18 protein-coding genes are annotated in these 16,020 nt (G+C 62.8%); 6 read left to right on the top strand and 12 right to left on the bottom strand.

Annotated features, from left to right (window positions below; genetic code table 11):
* Nucleotides 1-2: 2 nt before the first annotated feature.
* The 3 genes from I7X09_RS08465 to I7X09_RS08455 are packed head-to-tail and all read right to left on the bottom strand — an operon-like array spanning nt 3 to nt 2,663.
* Nucleotides 3-1,346 carry a sensor histidine kinase gene (locus I7X09_RS08465; RefSeq protein ID WP_200316382.1) on the bottom strand — a complete coding sequence of 448 codons (1,344 nt, stop codon included), beginning with the start codon at nt 1,344-1,346 and terminating at the stop codon, nt 3-5.
* On the bottom strand, nt 1,343-2,047 hold the full coding sequence (locus tag I7X09_RS08460; RefSeq protein WP_095971255.1) for a response regulator transcription factor: 705 nt from the start codon (nt 2,045-2,047) through the stop codon (nt 1,343-1,345). The genes I7X09_RS08465 and I7X09_RS08460 overlap by 4 nt, the downstream gene beginning before the upstream one ends.
* Nucleotides 2,048-2,087: 40 nt before the next feature.
* Nucleotides 2,088-2,663 carry a TetR/AcrR family transcriptional regulator gene (locus I7X09_RS08455; RefSeq protein ID WP_166809360.1) on the bottom strand — a complete coding sequence of 192 codons (576 nt, stop codon included), beginning with the start codon at nt 2,661-2,663 and terminating at the stop codon, nt 2,088-2,090.
* 89 nt (nt 2,664-2,752) lie between these two features.
* Here I7X09_RS08455 and I7X09_RS08450 point away from each other — a divergent pair, with 89 nt between their 5' ends.
* A complete protein-coding gene (locus I7X09_RS08450) occupies nt 2,753-3,742 on the top strand; it encodes an ABC transporter permease (protein ID WP_200316381.1) in 990 nt (329 codons plus the stop codon).
* Here I7X09_RS08450 and I7X09_RS08445 read toward each other — a convergent pair.
* Entirely contained in the window at nt 3,739-4,116 is a 378-nt protein-coding gene (locus tag I7X09_RS08445) for a DUF952 domain-containing protein (RefSeq protein ID WP_200316380.1), read from the bottom strand. The two genes, I7X09_RS08450 and I7X09_RS08445, sit on opposite strands and share 4 nt — an antisense overlap.
* A 76-nt stretch (nt 4,117-4,192) precedes the next feature.
* On the opposite strand from I7X09_RS08445, the gene I7X09_RS08440 reads away from it, so the two are divergent.
* A complete protein-coding gene (locus tag I7X09_RS08440; protein WP_200316379.1) occupies nt 4,193-4,780 on the top strand; it encodes a TetR/AcrR family transcriptional regulator in 588 nt (195 codons plus the stop codon).
* A gap of 10 nt (nt 4,781-4,790) precedes the next feature.
* Nucleotides 4,791-6,137 carry a cryptochrome/photolyase family protein gene (locus I7X09_RS08435; RefSeq protein WP_200316378.1) on the top strand — a complete coding sequence of 449 codons (1,347 nt, stop codon included), beginning with the start codon at nt 4,791-4,793 and terminating at the stop codon, nt 6,135-6,137.
* A gap of 4 nt (nt 6,138-6,141) precedes the next feature.
* Here the strand turns inward: I7X09_RS08435 and I7X09_RS08430 are convergent, their stop codons facing one another.
* From I7X09_RS08430 to I7X09_RS08420, 3 genes are all read right to left on the bottom strand, one after another.
* Nucleotides 6,142-6,510 carry a VOC family protein gene (locus tag I7X09_RS08430; protein WP_166809363.1) on the bottom strand — a complete coding sequence of 123 codons (369 nt, stop codon included), beginning with the start codon at nt 6,508-6,510 and terminating at the stop codon, nt 6,142-6,144.
* A 164-nt stretch (nt 6,511-6,674) separates the two neighbouring features.
* A complete protein-coding gene (locus tag I7X09_RS08425) occupies nt 6,675-7,121 on the bottom strand; it encodes a hypothetical protein (protein WP_200316377.1) in 447 nt (148 codons plus the stop codon).
* A gap of 133 nt (nt 7,122-7,254) precedes the next feature.
* Nucleotides 7,255-8,493, bottom strand: a complete 1,239-nt coding sequence (locus I7X09_RS08420) for an MFS transporter (RefSeq protein ID WP_200316376.1) — start codon at nt 8,491-8,493, stop codon at nt 7,255-7,257.
* A 114-nt stretch (nt 8,494-8,607) separates the two neighbouring features.
* On the opposite strand from I7X09_RS08420, the gene I7X09_RS08415 reads away from it, so the two are divergent.
* Nucleotides 8,608-9,198, top strand: coding sequence for a TetR/AcrR family transcriptional regulator (locus I7X09_RS08415; protein ID WP_200316375.1), 591 nt, complete (start codon nt 8,608-8,610; stop codon nt 9,196-9,198).
* Here the strand turns inward: I7X09_RS08415 and I7X09_RS08410 are convergent.
* Together I7X09_RS08410 and I7X09_RS08405 are read right to left on the bottom strand one after the other, a co-directional pair.
* A complete protein-coding gene (locus I7X09_RS08410) occupies nt 9,156-9,776 on the bottom strand; it encodes a GNAT family N-acetyltransferase (protein WP_234036848.1) in 621 nt (206 codons plus the stop codon). The two genes, I7X09_RS08415 and I7X09_RS08410, sit on opposite strands and share 43 nt — an antisense overlap.
* A gap of 46 nt (nt 9,777-9,822) precedes the next feature.
* A complete protein-coding gene (locus tag I7X09_RS08405; RefSeq protein WP_200316374.1) occupies nt 9,823-10,416 on the bottom strand; it encodes a TetR/AcrR family transcriptional regulator in 594 nt (197 codons plus the stop codon).
* A gap of 87 nt (nt 10,417-10,503) precedes the next feature.
* Here I7X09_RS08405 and I7X09_RS08400 point away from each other — a divergent pair, with 87 nt between their 5' ends.
* Complete coding sequence (locus tag I7X09_RS08400) at nt 10,504-10,890, top strand: DUF1304 domain-containing protein (protein WP_200316373.1); 387 nt, start codon at nt 10,504-10,506, stop codon at nt 10,888-10,890.
* A 9-nt stretch (nt 10,891-10,899) separates the two neighbouring features.
* Here I7X09_RS08400 and I7X09_RS08395 read toward each other — a convergent pair whose 3' ends face one another.
* The 3 genes from I7X09_RS08395 to I7X09_RS08385 all read right to left on the bottom strand — a co-directional run bounded on the left by I7X09_RS08395 (nt 10,900) and on the right by I7X09_RS08385 (nt 14,566).
* Nucleotides 10,900-11,409 carry a hypothetical protein gene (locus I7X09_RS08395; protein WP_234036847.1) on the bottom strand — a complete coding sequence of 170 codons (510 nt, stop codon included), beginning with the start codon at nt 11,407-11,409 and terminating at the stop codon, nt 10,900-10,902.
* Nucleotides 11,410-11,711: 302 nt separating this feature from the next.
* Complete coding sequence (locus I7X09_RS08390; protein ID WP_200316372.1) at nt 11,712-12,557, bottom strand: mycofactocin-coupled SDR family oxidoreductase; 846 nt, start codon at nt 12,555-12,557, stop codon at nt 11,712-11,714.
* Between the two features lie 92 nt (nt 12,558-12,649).
* A complete protein-coding gene (locus I7X09_RS08385) occupies nt 12,650-14,566 on the bottom strand; it encodes a propionyl-CoA synthetase (protein ID WP_200316371.1) in 1,917 nt (638 codons plus the stop codon).
* A gap of 182 nt (nt 14,567-14,748) precedes the next feature.
* On the opposite strand from I7X09_RS08385, the gene I7X09_RS08380 reads away from it, so the two are divergent.
* Entirely contained in the window at nt 14,749-16,020 is a 1,272-nt protein-coding gene (locus I7X09_RS08380; protein ID WP_200316370.1) for an MFS transporter, read from the top strand.

Raw genomic sequence — 16,020 nt, 5'->3', positions numbered from 1 at the left:
GGCTATTCGGGTCCGGGCTGATCCCTGAGTTCGACCAGCAGGCGAGCCCCGCCGAGCGGACTGTCGTGAAATGTCGTACGTCCGCCGTGCAGGGCCGCTTGCTGCGCCACCAGTGCCAGGCCCAAGCCGGAACCCGTCTTGCCTGCCGTCGATCCGCGAGTGAAGCGCTCGAAGACGCTCGAGCGTTCGTCGGCCGGTATTCCGCAACCGTTGTCGTCGATCGTGATCGTGACGGTGTCCGGTGAATCGACCGGCCGTGCGAGAGTGATGCGCACCGTGCTCGCGCCGCCGTGGCGGACTGCATTGGTGATCGCGTTGTCGAGGATCAACCGGATTCCGCCAGGAAGCGCCCGGATGCAATAGGGGAGTGGGGAATCCACCGTGACGACGCTGACGTCGAGTCCAGGATGATGTCGGCGTGCGTCGTCGGCAGCGATGTCGCAGACCTCGGTCAGATCCGTGTCCTTGAAATCCTCGGCCGTCGAGAGTTCACCCTTTGCAAGGCGCTCGAGGTCTCGCAGAGTTGATTCGACACGGCCCTGTGCGCGGGCGAGATCGGTGAGGATCTCACGTCGCTGCTCGTGGTCGAGGTCGTGAATGGACAACACTTCGATGTCGGTTCGCATCGCCGTCAACGGAGTTCGGAGTTCGTGAGCCGAAGCGGAAGCAAAGTCCCGAGCGGCAGCAAGGGCCGAGTTGGTCGCGGCCTGTGCCCGGGCGACGTCGCTGAGCATCGACTCTGCTGCTGCGGCAAGCTCGTCCGCTTCACGGATACCGGAAACCTCGGTGGCGAGATCGGGATCTCGCCGGGCGATCCGACGGGTCAATTCCACGAGAGGGCGCACCGCCGGGCCACCGAACAACCATCCCAACGCAGCTGCGGCCGCTACGGCCCCGACGCCGAAGAACGCAACCTGACGCTGTTGATCGACCGTGATGTCCCGCGCTTCGGCATAGGGAACCGCCAGCGAGACAAGGGCGTTGATCCCATCGGCCTCGGCGGTATATGCCCTGTACTTCGTACCGTCCACGTCGACGGTCGCCGAACCGACCGGCAGTTCGGGCAGTCGCGTCGGGGTACTGGATTTGACGGTTCCGTCGGTGTCGGAGCGGATGGTCACGGAAAATGCGCCGCCGTCTCCGAACGCGCCGAGAAAAGGTCCCGCTGTTGCTGCATTGGCCACGATGACCGTCGATGCCGTCTCGAGTCGACGGTCCAACTGAGCCAAATTGTTTCGTGCGATGGCCAGTGCAACGACCACACCGAGTGCGATGACGATGAACGTCGCCCCCAGTGCCGCGGCCGCGGCAACGCGAGTTCGTAGTGAGAAGCGGCGACGCTTCACGGGTTCTCCCGAAGCACGAACCCGACGCCGCGAACGGTGTGCAGCAGACGAGGTGAACCGCCGGATTCGAACTTTCGACGCAGATAGCCGATGAAGACGTCCACGACGTTCGTGTCGGCGACGAAGTCGTAGCCCCAGACCAGTTCGAGGAGACGTTCGCGAGTGAGCACGATGCCGGAATTGTGTGCGAGCACTTCGAGTAGCTCGAATTCGCGCTTGGTGAGCGGCACTTCCTTGCCGTCGACACGAACTCGGCGGCCGGAAAGATCGATGTCGAGGTTTCCGACGCGCAGGGTGTTCGTACCTTCCGCGTGATCGCCGGCCGGAGTGTTGCTGCGCCGGAGCATCGCGCGGATCCGGGCAACCAGTTCGGCGAGGACGAACGGTTTGACCATGTAGTCGTCTGCACCGGATTCGAGCCCGGCGATGCGATCGTCGACCGAGTTGCGTGCGCTGAGCACGCAGATCGGGATTTCGTTGCCGGCGGCACGAAGCGCCGTCACCACTCCGGTGCCGTCGAGAACCGGCATGTTGATGTCGAGGACCACCGCGTCCGGTCGCTTGTCGGAGATCACTCGGAGCGCGTCGGCTCCGTCCACCGCCGTCAGTACGGTGAATCCCGAGAGCCGCAATCCGCGTTCGAGTGAGGTCAGGACGTCTGCGTCGTCGTCGACTACGAGGATTTTCGGTATCTCGGTCACAGCCCCATTGTGCCTTGCCTGGTACGTCGGGTTTCGCCGATCAGACCGGCAAGTCGGTACCGTCCGGACGCAGACCGGCCATGAACACCGCGACCAACCGCGGGACCAGGTTCGGCATGGCCTCGTCCGACAATTCGATTTGCGGGCGCGTCAGTTTGGCCAGAGCCATGACAAATTCGAGGGGTTGCAGATCGGGGCGGACCAGCCCGGCGCTCTGAGCGGCGCCGATCGTCGCGGTCATCTTCGCTTTCGTCACCTCGCGCACGGCCAGAACTTCGGGCGCCAACTCGGTGAAACTACGTTCCACCAGCGCGGGAATGAGTGCGCCCAGGCGCAGTTCCACGAGTCGGTCCACCAGCGTGTGCCACGCACTCGTCGGATCGGTGGGCATCGCCGTGAGTGCGACGTCGGCAGCCTCGCGGACATCGGTCAGTGTTGCGACGGCGACGGCGGTCACGAGGTCCTCGCGGGTCGGAAAGTTCCGATAGAGCGTGGCGATGCCCACTTTCGCGAGTTCTGCGACCGCGTCGAGGGGCGCGTCGTGCCCACGCTCGGTGAACACCGCGCGTGCGGCGTCGACTATTGCGTTCCTGCGTTCACGTGCATCGGCTCGCACATTCACCTCCGGTATTGACAGTTCATCATAACCGGAGGAATATCTTCCACAAATAGTGGAGGAAAACCTTCCACTTAGGGAGGTGGGTTATGAACGTCGAAGCGCAGGACCGGAAGAAGTTGGTGGCTGTGGTGTTGGGCTTGTCCGCTGTGATCGGGTTGATGCTGCTCGCCTTCGTGTTGCCGTCGATCAACAGTGGCCCGCACGAACTGAAGTTGGGCATCGCCGGTCCGGTTCAGGCCACTACCCAGATCAGTGCCTCGCTCGAGGCGAGTAAACCGGGCGCCTTCGATGCTCGAGCCTTCGCCGATGCAGATGCCCTACGTGACGCGATTCGGACTCGCGACGTGGTCGGCGGAATCGCCGTTGATGCAACTGGCCCTCACGTGTTGATCGCGACCGCCGGTGGAACCCCGATCGCTCAAACCTTGACCGGTGTGGCCAGTGGGCTCGCGGAGAGTTCAGGGGCGAAGGTGCCCGTCGAAGACGTTGTGCCGCTGACGGCGGACGACCCGACCGGTGCGGGACTCACGGCATTGGCATTGCCTCTGGTGTTCGGTGGAATCATGCCTGCTGTTGTTCTCGTGCAACTGTTTCCGCGCAGCATCGTCAAGCGAGTGCTCGGTGCAGGCGGCGTCGCGGTTGTCGCGGGTTTTGCACTGACTGCCATTCTGCAGTTCGGCACCAACAGTCTCGACGGAAACTACCTGCTCACCGCGCTCGCGCTCACCCTGGGCATGTCGGCCATCTCACTTCCCATTCTGGGTCTCGAATCCCTGCTCGGGATGAAGGGATTCGCGTTGGGAGCGGTCACGATGATGTTCATCGGAAACCCGCTCTCGGGGATGGCGACAACTGCGGCGTGGTTGCCTGCAGGTTGGGGTGCGTTGGGGCAGTTGCTCCCACCTGGCGCCGCAGGGGCATCCGTCCGTTCGACGGCGTTCTTCGACGGCCATGGCGCCGCCACGCCACTTCTGGTGTTGGCGTGCTGGATTGCGGTCGGGATCGCGCTGTGTGTCGCCGCCGGCCGGAAGAAGGCGTCGACTCCCGTGGTCGAACCCGAGGCTGCTCTGGTCTAGCCGGCGTGGTTTGCGTACGGGGTCAGGTCGGGAATCGGCCAGGCCCCGTCAACGCGTTCCATGGCCAGTTCGGCGACCACTGTTTCCTCGTCCATCGGTAGTGGTCGGAGGATTCGGGGCTTTCCTGCCTCCCATTCGACGTCGATGCCTGCGGCGGTCAGAGCGTCCTCGTCGATGACGGCGACGATCAGCGGCAAGGTGAGGTCGCCGAACACCAGATCGAGCACCGAAGGGAGTGCGTCGGGCTTGGTTGCGCGAATGAATCCCGCCTCGTCGTAACTGATTCCGCGCGTCGAGACCTCGTACTCACCGAAACGCTTGCACGCTTCCCAGTCGTCGGCGATGGCGACGTGGACGAGCCGTTGTCCGGTCATGCAGTGCTCCTGTAGTGTTCGAAATAATGAAACGTCAACGTAGCATTAATTTGTCGGAACGGTAACAGGGGACTTGATGGAGCAACCGCGCAGACGTGGGAGAACCAGCGACGCTGAGCGAGCTGATCGACGCAACGAGATTCTCGACGTCGCGGTCGACTCGTTTCGGGAAGTCGGGTTCGCGCGAACGACCATCGACGCCATTGCCACGGCGGCAGGCGTCGCCAAGCGCACCGTGTACAGCTATTTCGGCGACAAATCCGCGGTCTTCGCTGCTGCTGTTGCGCGTCAACACGCGTATGTCGAGAACGCCGGTGGCGACCAGTCGGACCTGCTCGCCGCTGCAGTGGACATCGTGATCGCCCTGCACAGCGACAACTCGATTGCGCTGCACCGCATGATGATCGGCGAGGCTCTACAGTTCCCTGAACTGGCCGCCGCGTTCTACGAATCCGGCCCGGCGAAGTCGATTGCCTTTCTGGAGAAGATATTGCTCGATCGGCACGGCCGGAAGGCTGCGCTGTGCGCGGATCAGCTGTACACATTGCTGCTCGGGGAGGAGCACCGACGGCGCCTGCTCGGGCTCGCCTGCGCTCCGACACCCGAAAGAGCTGCGCAACTTGCGGCTCGTGCGGTGGGGTGCGTTCTCGGATCTGATCGGTAGGCTCGACGGGGTGAGCAACTCTGTGGTCTGGTTTCGACGCGATCTGAGGGTAGGTGACCTTCCCACGCTGAGTGCAGCGTCGGATGGCGGCGGACAGACGTTGGGTTTGTTCGTTCTCGACGACAAACTGCTCGGACCGGCAGGCTCACCGCGCCAGGATCAACTGTTCGCGAACTTGACGGCGCTCGATCACCAACTCGACGGAAACCTGATGGTTGTTCGAGGTGATCCGGCAGACGTGGTGCCCCGCGTGGCGAAATCCGTTGGCGCCGAAGAAGTTCACATCAGTGCTGATTACGGGCCTTACGGCCGACGGCGAGACGCGGCGGTGGCCGAGAAGGTGGAGTTGATCGCCACGGGATCTCCGTATGCCGTAGCGCCCGGACGTGTCACCAAGGCCGACGGTGATCCGTACAAGGTATTCACGCCGTACTTCCGTCAGTGGATGGAACACGGATGGCGAGGCCCCGCGTCGACCGACGCGCAGACCGTCCGTTGGTTCGATCCGAGCGACAAGGACGGTGGCCCGCGCCGGGTGAGTATCCCCGCGCCATCCGCGACCGTGTGCGATTTCGTCGGTGAGGCCGGTGCCGTCGAGCAGTGGAAAGAATACTGCGAGAACGATCTTGACCGGTACGACGACGAACGAAATCGACCCGACCTCGACACCACGAGCCGGATGTCGATTCCGCTCAAGTACGGCACGATCCATCCGCGAACGATGTTGGCAGATCTCTCCCATCGACTAGGCGACGGTGCGCAGGCTTACCGTCGCCAACTGGCTTGGCGAGACTTCTACGCAGACATCCTGTTTCAACGACCGGACAGCGCCCGGAAAAACTATGACGACAAGTTCGACCGCATACGTCACGATGGCGGAGCCGACGCAGACTCCGCTTTCAAAGCCTGGTGTGAGGGCAGGACCGGCTTCCCGATCGTCGATGCCGGCATGCGGCAACTCGCAGCCGAGAACTGGATGCACAATCGGGTGCGAATGATCGTCGCGTCTTTCCTGGTGAAGGACCTGCACATTCCGTGGTGGCGCGGCGCACGGTTCTTCATGTCGCAACTGGTGGACGGTGACTTGGCCTCCAATCAGCACGGATGGCAGTGGACTGCCGGGTCTGGCACGGACGCTTCGCCGTTCTTCCGCGTCTTCAACCCGATCACGCAGGGGGAGAAGTTCGATCCCGACGGCACATACGTCCGCCGGTGGGTTCCCGAACTCCGCGATGTTCCCGGGAAAGCGGTCCACTCGCTGAAGGCGATGCGCCCGGTCGACTACCCGGATCCGATCGTCGACCATGCGCAAGAGCGTGAGGAAGCCCTCCGTAGATACGGCGAGATCAAGGGTTGAGTGCTCAGTGATCTGCGGGCGCTACGCGGAGGCGGTTCCCGTCCAGATCTGAAATGACGAATGTCAGACCGAAGACATCTTCGTTCGGCTCCTCGACGACCTCGACGCCCTTGGCTACCCACTCGTCGTGGATCGCGCGTATTTCGCTGCTCCCGCCGTCGACCAATATGCCGACTTCGAAATTGCGCGGTGTCGTGGGATCGAGGTCGCGTGACTTGCCGCTCCACAGTGCAAGGACCACGCCGCCGCCGAGGTCGAAGGTCATGTACCGAGGGCTGAGGACCTCGGGCTTCGCGTCGAACAATTCGCCGTAGAACGCTGCTGCGGAGGCGGCATCGCTGACGTAGATCAGAAACTGGTTGGGTAGTCGCACTGTGGTTTTCCCTCTCCCGTTGATGTTCGGACCACCTGCAAACGGGGCGTGTGCCTGCTCGTGCGGGGCTGTGTTCAACAATCCCCTCGCGCCGGACGAATGTCCAAGAACGAATGCGTCTGAGAGGCAGACGGATTTCTTATGACGACGCACCTTCGCTGCAGTCACACCGCACCGAGGTGGTACCCGACGCTCAGGTTCGGGTAGAAGCCGTCGATGTAGCTCGAGATGAAGTAGCGATCAGCGTCCGTGGTTCGAGTTCCGTCGGTGTCGAACTGCGGATAGTCGTTGGCCATGAAGACGGCTTGTCCGCCGCCGGGAGTGGAATAGACGACGTCGGCCGTCAGGCCTCGCGGATCCTCGTTGTACGCGGTGACGATCTCGGTCTCGTGGGGTGCGAGCGACTGGCGTGGGCTCTGCATCCACTGTCCGTAGGGATTGTCGGCACCTTCGAGACGAATCGTCTGTTCGGTGTCGTTGCTGATCGTCATCGTGATGGTGTTGCCCGTTGTGGGAAGAGTTCCGGCACTGGCGATTCCGCTCAATCCCAAGGTGAGGGCGCCGGCGGCCAGAGCTGTGATTGCGGCAACTACGTAGCGGGGGTTCGTCATCGTCGGTGTCCTTGTCCGGGTGGGCGTTCGGTTGTCTGTCTCGAAGACAACTATGTCGGAGCAGATCGATGCCGTCTGTCCACTCTCCGGACCCTGTGCAGGACGAACGGTGTGTCCACCGATCGGGGGACACCTACTCCGGCACGGAGGTAGTCGTACCCTTCCGCTCGCCGGTGACCAGCAATCCGATCAGCGCGGCGGCCGCGAGCACCATGACGAGTGCGCCGTAGCCACGCGTCGTATCCACCAGTCCGACCTTGCCGACCAGGTAGCCGGCCAGCAGTGCCGGAAGGCTGTTGGCCAAGTATGCGATGACGTAAACGGTGGACAACAATCCTGCGCGTTCGTGGTTGGCGGCTAGTGGCATGACGGTGAGGATGGTTCCCTGGAATCCCGCTCCGAAGCCGATACCGGCAATTGCCGTGCCGGCCAGAATGAAGACTGCAGAGGATATTTCAGCCCCGACGAGTGTGACGGCCACCCCGAGTACCAAGGCTGTGGTTCCGATCAGCATCACGGTTCGGCCACCGAGTTTACGGAAGGTGAGCACCGCTGCGGCGCCGAATCCCGTCAGTGTTGCGACCATGACGGCGCCGATGAGCGAGCTGTGAACCTCAAGTGCGTTGCGCGCCAATGCAGGTCCGAGTGAGAGGTAGAACCCGCCCAGCGCCCAGACCGCGATCAGGCACGGTGCGGTGAGCGCAATCATGGTTCGGGCCTCACGAGGAACAGCAAGGGTGGGGCGTAGCGACTGCCAGGCTCCGGGGCGTCCGCCCGACGTCTCGGGAGCTGCCCATACTCCGAAGATCTCGAGAATGACAAGCACGAGAAGGACCAGGTAGACAGTGCTGGTGGGTCGGGGCAGGTGCTCGCTGATGAGACTCGAACCCACGGCTCCGACGGCAAGCCCCACCGTCGGAGCAACGCTGTTGATGATCGATCCGCGGCCCGGAGTGCGTTCGAGGTCGATCAACGCAGAACCCAAAGCACTGATTGCAGCGCCGGTGGCAACACCCTGCACGACGCGGGCGATCAGCAGAACGGTCAAACCGTCGGCCGAGGCGAACAGGGCGAGCGAGACCGCCTCCAAAGCGAGCGCTCCGAGCAGGACCGGGCGCCTGCCGATGTGATCGGACAAGGATCCGGCGGTCAAGAGCGTGGCGAGTAATGCGAGAGCGTAGATGCCGAACACGAGCGTCGACGCGAGCGAGGAGAATCCCCACAACTGTTGATAGTGCTCGTACAGCGGCGTCGGGGTCGCGGAGGCGCCCAGGAACGTGGCGATGATGACGGCGATGAGAGTGAATGCGACGCCTCGCCCCAAGCGTGGGCGCGAAGTGCTCTCGGTCGGTGCTGAAACGGTCGTTGTCATTGTCGTAGGCGCTTCCCGTGCGGGTGGTGAAGACTTCAAACGCAAATACTTTGCGTTTGGGACGCTACGCCTGGCCGTAGCCTAATGCAATATCTTTGCGTTAGTATTGGTTTCATGAGTCCGTCCGCAGGTCCGCGCCCCGGTGGCCGCAGTGCGCGCATCCAACGGGCAGTGCATGCGTCGGCGCGCAAGTTGTTGGAACAGCGTGATCGAGCAGAGATCACGGTGCCGATGATCGCGACCGATGCGGGCGTGACCCCGTCGACCATCTATCGGCGGTGGGGGGACATCAACGAAGTTTTTGCCGACGTCTCGATCGAGAGATTGCGCCCGGACGCGGACCCGCGTGAAACGGGTTCGCTCCGAGGGGATCTGACGGTTTGGGCGCAAGAGTATCTCGAGGAGATGTCTGCGCCTGTCGGTCGCGCGTCACTGCGAGATGTGTTGATGAGCGACGATCAGACGCATGCACCGGACGGTACGAAGAAGTTCAAGTGTGCCTTCTTCTGTCGGACGCAGATCGACGTGATCCTCGCGCGTTGGCCGGAAGCGGCTGGCGTGGACGGTGATTCGGTAGTGGACCACGTGGTGGCGCCGATCGTCTACCGAATTCTGTTCGACCTCGAACCGGTCGCGCCGCAGCGCGTTGCGGAATTGGTGGATCAGACACTTGCCCTCGCGGCGCGGGTCGTTGCCGAAGGTTGATCGCTGCGTAGGCGGGCGTGGACGTGCATGTCGTGCCAGCCGTCGGCATGCCTGGCGGAGCCTCGTCGAACACCTTCTTCGCTGAACCCTGCTTTGGTCGCGACCCGGCACGATCGTGGGTTGTGGATCGAGTGTTCGAGTTCCAGGCGGTGAAACCCGGCATCGCGGAACGCCCACTCGGACAGTGCGGTTACAGCCTGGGTGCAGAGTCCGCGGCCGCGCGCCGCTGGAATCATCCAATACGCGAGCTCAGCAGTGCCGTCCCATAAATTCACCCCCTTTGCCGCGATTCGGCCGAGGAGTTCATTCGTCTCGGGGGTGGCAATCGCCCAATGGCATTCGGATTCGCTTGCCCACCCGTCTCGCCACTGGGTGAGCCAATTCCGTGCTTCGTCGATCGAGTCGGCGCGGCGGACGTGCCAACGCTGAATCGACGGATCCCGAAAGGCTTCCACGACCGCCGGGGCGTCGTCGTAGGTCCACGGCCGGAGAATCGCCGAAGTCCCGACGTGGATCGAGGGTTGGCCCATCCCTCCGAGGCAGCCACTGGCGATCGCAGGCGTAGTCAACGTGGGCATGTGAAGCATCATTGCCTACCCGTTCGATTGTGGGTAACGACGCGAGCTACATGTTCCGGCTCTGCCACTCTGCGTTCAGTCGATGCGCAGATTCCAGGGTTGCGATCGCCTCTTCGGTGTCAACTCGCGCGAGGACCAGCGCGCTTACCGTGCAGGAGAGAAGGATTCGAGTGCGATCCTCCAGTGCGGCGTCCGTCTCGTTCGGAAAGGCGGCTTGTAGGCCACTGCGAATCGCAACGGCAAGTTCTTGCCGATACGCGCGAATCACGGCTGCCACCGCATCGTCGTGCGCGCCGAGTCCGGCAGCCGTATTGAGAAGTAGGCAACCGCGCCGAGGTGAGTCGGCGGTCATGGTGCCGATCGCGTGCGCAAGCGAGGAAAGGTAGGCGTCGACGGCGTCTGCCCCGGGATTTGTCGTGAGGCTGCGCAGACGTGGTCGGATGACATGTTCGAGGTACATCTGCACGGCGGCGTCGAACAATCCGCGCTTGTTGGTGAACGAGTTGTAGAGACTTGACCGACTCAGCCCCGTTGCGGATTCGAGGTCTCCGAGGGATGCGCCTTCGTACCCTCGTGCCCAGAACACGTCCAAGGCGGCAGCGACCACGGCTGTTGTGTCGAATTCTTGTGATCTGCCCATCAAAGCCTCGCTCTTTCTGTATCGTTCGGTCCAGTATATATTGGACCGAACGATACAGAATTTACTCGAAGCAACAGGAGCTCACCGATGAACGTCGCCGGCTACATCTTCGCGGGACTTGCCGCAGCAGTGCACGTATACATTTTTGTCCTCGAATCGATCCTCTGGACGGCCCCGAAGACCCGCGCCACGTTCGGCGTGAAGTCCGAGGAAGAGGCGATCACCACGCAGCCGCTCGCCTTCAACCAGGGCTTTTACAACCTTTTCCTGGCGATCGTGTCGGTGATCGGCATCGTGATTGCGGCGACCGGTTCCGCGTCGGTCGGAATTGCCCTCGTCCTGGCAGGCACAGGATCGATGGTTGCCGCGGGGTTGGTGCTGATTCTCTCGTCTCCCGACAAAGCCCGCGCAGCCGTCGTGCAGATGCTTTTCCCAGCTATTGCCGTAGTTCTGCTGGTAATCCACCTGCTCTGAGCGGGGCCTCTATCCGCCGCCGAGCACCAGTGATTCGATCAGAGCGAAAGCTCCGTTGAGCGCTCCGCAATCGAAGGCCTCGGCCAGGGCGTAACCGATGACGAGTTCGTCTGTGCTCGGAGTGCTCGACCAGACTGCGTCGGTCTGTCTGGGATCGGATTCCTCGTTCTTGGAGAAGTGCCCGATCCGTACACCGTTGCGGGTGAAGGCACTGTTCGCGTCGTCGACTGGAGCGAAGTTCAAACTCACGCCGTCGACGAGTGCCGAGACGGAGTACGAGCGACGGGACAGAAACCCTTTGCCGACAGTGAGTTCGACTTCGTCACCACCGACAGTGAAGAACAAGTCTGCGGCGGCGCGCGTTCCGATGGGAGTGCCTTCGCGGCGCGGGGAATCGACTCGACGCGTCAACAGAGCATGTGAGTTGCCGTTTCGGACGTCGACGACCCCCGTGTCGACGTCGAATGAGATCTCGACTTTTCCGTGAATCGGGTCCGTTGCGGCGTATTTGACCGTCACTGTGCCTACCCCCTGTAAGTGTGAACTCGGGTCCATAATACGTGGTGGGAGCGTTGTCCAGTATGCCCGAATCCAAAAAAATAGTGCGGAATGACGCGCGTTTGCGGCGAAATGCTTCTACTCTGGGTCTTGGGTTTGTTGCGCATCCCACAACGGTTTTTCCCACGCCAGACGAGGAGCGCCTATGAGGTTGTCGACTACTTGTTCTGTTGCTACGAAGGCTTGATCAAGCCGGAATTGCCTCTGCCGGATGGTGCTCGAGACCCATCCGGCAGAGGCAATTCTGCATCAGTTCGATGCCCTCAGCCGCCTGCGAATTTTTCCGAGGTGCCGAGATCGATCGGCAACGCGATGCCGGTGATCCCGCGCCCGGCCGGCCCTACGAGATAGAACGCCGCATCCGCAATCACTTCGGGATCGACCCACGGATGGGGCAGCAGATTCAGCTTCGACATGATCGGAGCGGTATCGGCGAGGACAGGATTCTCCAAGTCCGGACGGAACGCACGAACCATCGGTTCGTTGTCGATCATCGTCGTTCGCACATTGCCCGGGTGTACGGAGTTGACCCGAATGTCCGCCCAGCCGAGCTCGTTGGCCAGAGACTTCGCCAACCCTCGAACGGCGTGCTTCGACGCGGAATAGTGTGCGATACCCGGCACACCTCGAAGCCCGGCCATCGAGCTGATCAACACGATCGATCCACCTCGATTGCCGTTCATGATGTGCGGAATCGACACCTTGGTCGTCAACCACACGCCCGTGACGTTGATGTCCATCAGCTCGCGGAACTCTTCGGCGCTCAGGTCCCAGGACAACTTTGCCGACGCCGCGATGCCTGCGTTGGCGATCACGATGTCCAGTCGGCCGAGCTCCTCGACTCCGGCGTCGACAGCTGATTTCAGGGCATCGAGGTCGCGAGTGTCCGCTACGGACGCGACGATGCGCCGGCCCTGAGCTTCGACCAGGGCGACGGTCTGGGCGAGGTCGGCCTCGGTGGCCATGTCGTACCCCGCCGTGGCGACCGGCGCGCACAGGTCCACCGCGATGATGTCTGCACCCTCGGATGCGAGTTTGACGGCGTGCGCACGACCTTGCCCACGCGCCGCTCCGGTGATGAATGCGACCTGACCGTCCAAATTGCCCATCGAACTTCCCCTGCCCGTGTGAATCGCCAGAACTGGAACGTGTTCATACTGCTACGTCCGGCGGCAGACAGGCAGGGGAATCCGCTGAATCCTTATCCGCGAAGGAGTTTGGACAACTCGTCCAGCACGCTCGCGTCCTCGATGGTCGACGGGACCGTGTACTCCTCGTTGTCGGCGATCTGCCGCATGGTCTTGCGGAGGATCTTGCCGGAGCGCGTCTTCGGCAGGGCCGCGACGACGGTGACGTCCCGGAACGTGGCGACGGCACCGATCTGGTCTCGCACCCGCGCGACCAGTTCCTGTCGGAGTGTTTCGGGATCGATGTCGACTCCGGACTTGAGCACGACGTAGCCGCTGGGGCGTTGCCCCTTGAGTTCGTCGTGAATGCCGATGACCGCGCATTCGGCGACAGCCGGGTGGCCGGCGACGACCGCCTCCATGCTTCCGGTCGAAAGGCGATGTCCGGCAACGTTGATCACGTCGTCACTTCGTCCGAGCACGAAGACGTAGTTGTCCTCGTCGATGTATCCGGAGTCGCCGGTGAGGTAATAGCCTTCGAAAGTCGACAGGTAGGACTTCACGTACCGGTCCTCGTCACGCCACAGTCCGGCGAGTGTTCCGGGAGGAAGCGGCAGGCCGATCACGATGTTGCCCTCGGTGCCCGGACCCACGAGTTCGCCCTTGCCGTCGACGATTTCGACGCGGTATCCGGGGCAGGCGACGGTGGGTGAGCCTGCTTTGATCTCCATCGGTTCGAGGCCGCGCAGGTTCGCGCAGATTGCCCAACCGGTTTCGGTCTGCCACCAGTGATCGACCACCGGGCGATCGAGAATCCGAGTAGCCCACTCGTAGGTGTCGGGATCCAAGCGCTCGCCGGCCGCGAACAGTGTGTCGAGCGACGAGATGTCGTACTTGGCAAGCTCTTTTGCATCCGGGTCGGCCTTGCGGACCGCGCGGATCGCTGTCGGAGCGGTGAAGAGTGCCGACACGTTGTATTCGGAAATGATTCGCCAGAAGGCACCGGCGTCGGGGGTCCCGACGGGCTTGCCTTCGTACATGACCGTCGTGGCTCCGGCGAGCAGAGGTCCGTAGACGATGTAGGAGTGCCCGACCACCCAGCCGACGTCGGAGGCGGTCCACCACACCTGTCCCGGGCTGATGTCGTACAGATTCTTCATGGTCCACGTCAGCGCGACGGCATGGCCACCGTTGTCCCGGACGACGCCCTTGGGCTTGCCGGTCGTTCCGGAGGTGTAGAGGATGTAGAGCGGATCCGTTGCGGCGACCGACACCGGGTCGGCCGCGGTGGCGTCGGCGATCAGCTCGTCCCAGTCGAACCAGGCTGCGGCACTTGACTTGTAGTCGGCAGCGGCACCGGGAATCTGCTCACGATTCTTCACGATCACGGTGTGCGCGGGCGTGGCCGACAGTTGCAGAGCCTTCTCGACCATCGGCAGGTACTCGATGGTTCGTCCCGGCTCGAGGCCACCGGAGGCCGTCACGAGCACGACCGGGCCGGCGTCGTCGATACGGGTTGCGAGTTCCTTGGCCGCAAAGCCGCCGAACACCACCGAATGCACAGCGCCGATACGCGCACACGCGAGCATCGCGATCGCGGCTTCGGGGATCATCGGCATGTAGATGATGACGCGGTCACCTGTCACGACGCCCTGATCTTTCAGGACACCGGCGAAGAGCGAGACCTGCTCGAGGAGTTCGGCGTAGGTGTACGTGGCCTTGGTGGGGACCATCGCGGAGTCGAAGATCAGCGCGGTCTGATCGCCGCGGCCGTCGCGCACATGCCGATCGAGTGCATTGAAACTGGTGTTCAGCGAAGCATCCGGGAACCAGCGATAGATCGGTGCGGCCGAATCGTCGAGAGCCCTCGTTGGGGCGACATCCCAGTCGACGGCACGCGCAGCGTCGAGCCAGAACTTCTCCGGCTGATCCATGCTCTCGCGGTATGCGTCGGCATACGTGGTGTGGGACGCCTGCTCGGAAGAGCTCATCGACGTGTGTCCTCTCGTGAACTTCGCTTACCGGTGACCTGAAACACCTTAGGTCACCGTCAGTGTGGTGCGCCTCAGTGGCGGTGCGGGTACCGTCCCTTTGCGCCGGGCGGGCCTGTCCCGTCGGTCAGTGGTGTGTGCGGGTGGGGTGGGATGGGCCAGGGATTGGAAGGGGGATCGACGTGACAGGTGCAGCGCAACGCGCAGGCTTCTGGGGAGTCCTCGCTCAGCGTGACTTCCGACTTCTGTGGACCGGCGACGCAGTCAGCGGAATCGGTAACGGTGTGACGACCGTCGTGCTGCCGTTGATCGCGCTTCGCGAGTTGGAAGCGAGTAACTTCCAGATCGGTGTGCTGGCCTCGGCGGTCTGGTTGCCGTGGTTGATCGTCGGACTACCTGCCGGTGCCTGGATCGACCGGCTGCGCCGCCGTCCGATCATGATGATCGCGAACGCTGCGTGCGCGGTGCTCTTCGCGAGCGTCGCGATTGCGGGCCTCATGGGGGCGGTGACGTATAGCCACCTGCTTCTGGTTGCGCTGCTCACCGGTACCGCCACCGTTTTCTTCCAGGCGGCCTACCACGCGTATCTCCCCACGGTGCTCGCCGAAACGGATCTTGTCGAAGGGAACTCGAAGATTCAGGGCGCCGAGGCCGCAACCCGGGTGATCGGCCCCAGTTTCGGCGGACTGTTGGTAGCGACGGTCGGGCTCGCTGCCGGTCTGCTGGTCGATGCGTTCACCTTCGTCTTCTGCTTCGTGTGCATCTGCCTGATTCGTGCGCAGGAAACGGTTGATCGCGGACTCGGCGCCCGAGAGCCGTTGCGGCGCCAGATAGCGCTCGGACTGCGATTCGTCGCAGTCGATCCGTATCTGCGGCCCATCGTCGTCTACGGGACTCTTCTCAATTTCGGTCTTGCCGGGTACACCACGATCCAGATCGTGTTCCTGGAGAAGACGGTTGGTGTGGGGGAGTTCGGGCTAGGGCTTCTGTTGGCGATTGCGGGGGTGGGCGGAATTGTCGGGTCGATGATCGCGCGCCCGCTCGGGCGCCGATTCGGCACTGCCCGAAGTGTTCTCATCTGTCAGTTGGTCACGGGACCGTTCGTCCTGTTGGCGCCCCTGACGACGTACGGCGCCGGCCTGCTCTGGTTCTGTGCCGGAGGAATGGTGATGATTGCCGGCGTCGTGTCCTGCAATGTAGTGCTCGGCAGCTTCCGTCAGAGTTACTGTCCGCCGGACCGTCTCGGTCGAGTAGTGGCGACGAGTATGTTCCTGTTGCACAGCACTATTCCGCTGGGTGCGCTGCTGGCGGGCTTCCTCGGTGACCTCGTGGGGCTGCGCGGGACAATGTGGATCATGGCCGGACTGATTGCGCCGTGCGGATTGGTCTTGCTCTTGAGCCCGCTCCGCGGCGTCCGCGATCTACCGAGTCGGCCTGCGATCTCGCTGCGGTAG

The sequence above is a fragment of the Rhodococcus sp. P-2 genome, from assembly GCF_016598535.1.
Lineage (GTDB): Bacteria > Actinomycetota > Actinomycetes > Mycobacteriales > Mycobacteriaceae > Rhodococcus_F > Rhodococcus_F baikonurensis.
Note: the sequence above shows the minus strand (reverse complement) of the source record. Positions and strands in the feature narration are given on the sequence as shown.

Coding starts and splice junctions, on each gene's coding strand:
- I7X09_RS08405 (WP_200316374.1), bottom strand. CDS start 10,416: ATGGGCAGATCACAAGAATTCGACACAACAGCCGTGGTCGCTGCCGCC.
- I7X09_RS08445 (WP_200316380.1), bottom strand. CDS start 4,116: ATGACCGGACAACGGCTCGTCCACGTCGCCATCGCCGACGACTGGGAA.
- I7X09_RS08400 (WP_200316373.1), top strand. CDS start 10,504: ATGAACGTCGCCGGCTACATCTTCGCGGGACTTGCCGCAGCAGTGCAC.
- I7X09_RS08440 (WP_200316379.1), top strand. CDS start 4,193: ATGGAGCAACCGCGCAGACGTGGGAGAACCAGCGACGCTGAGCGAGCT.
- I7X09_RS08385 (WP_200316371.1), bottom strand. CDS start 14,566: ATGAGCTCTTCCGAGCAGGCGTCCCACACCACGTATGCCGACGCATAC.
- I7X09_RS08420 (WP_200316376.1), bottom strand. CDS start 8,493: ATGACAACGACCGTTTCAGCACCGACCGAGAGCACTTCGCGCCCACGC.
- I7X09_RS08425 (WP_200316377.1), bottom strand. CDS start 7,121: ATGACGAACCCCCGCTACGTAGTTGCCGCAATCACAGCTCTGGCCGCC.
- I7X09_RS08390 (WP_200316372.1), bottom strand. CDS start 12,557: ATGGGCAATTTGGACGGTCAGGTCGCATTCATCACCGGAGCGGCGCGT.
- I7X09_RS08450 (WP_200316381.1), top strand. CDS start 2,753: ATGAACGTCGAAGCGCAGGACCGGAAGAAGTTGGTGGCTGTGGTGTTG.
- I7X09_RS08410 (WP_234036848.1), bottom strand. CDS start 9,776: ATGCCCACGTTGACTACGCCTGCGATCGCCAGTGGCTGCCTCGGAGGG.
- I7X09_RS08415 (WP_200316375.1), top strand. CDS start 8,608: ATGAGTCCGTCCGCAGGTCCGCGCCCCGGTGGCCGCAGTGCGCGCATC.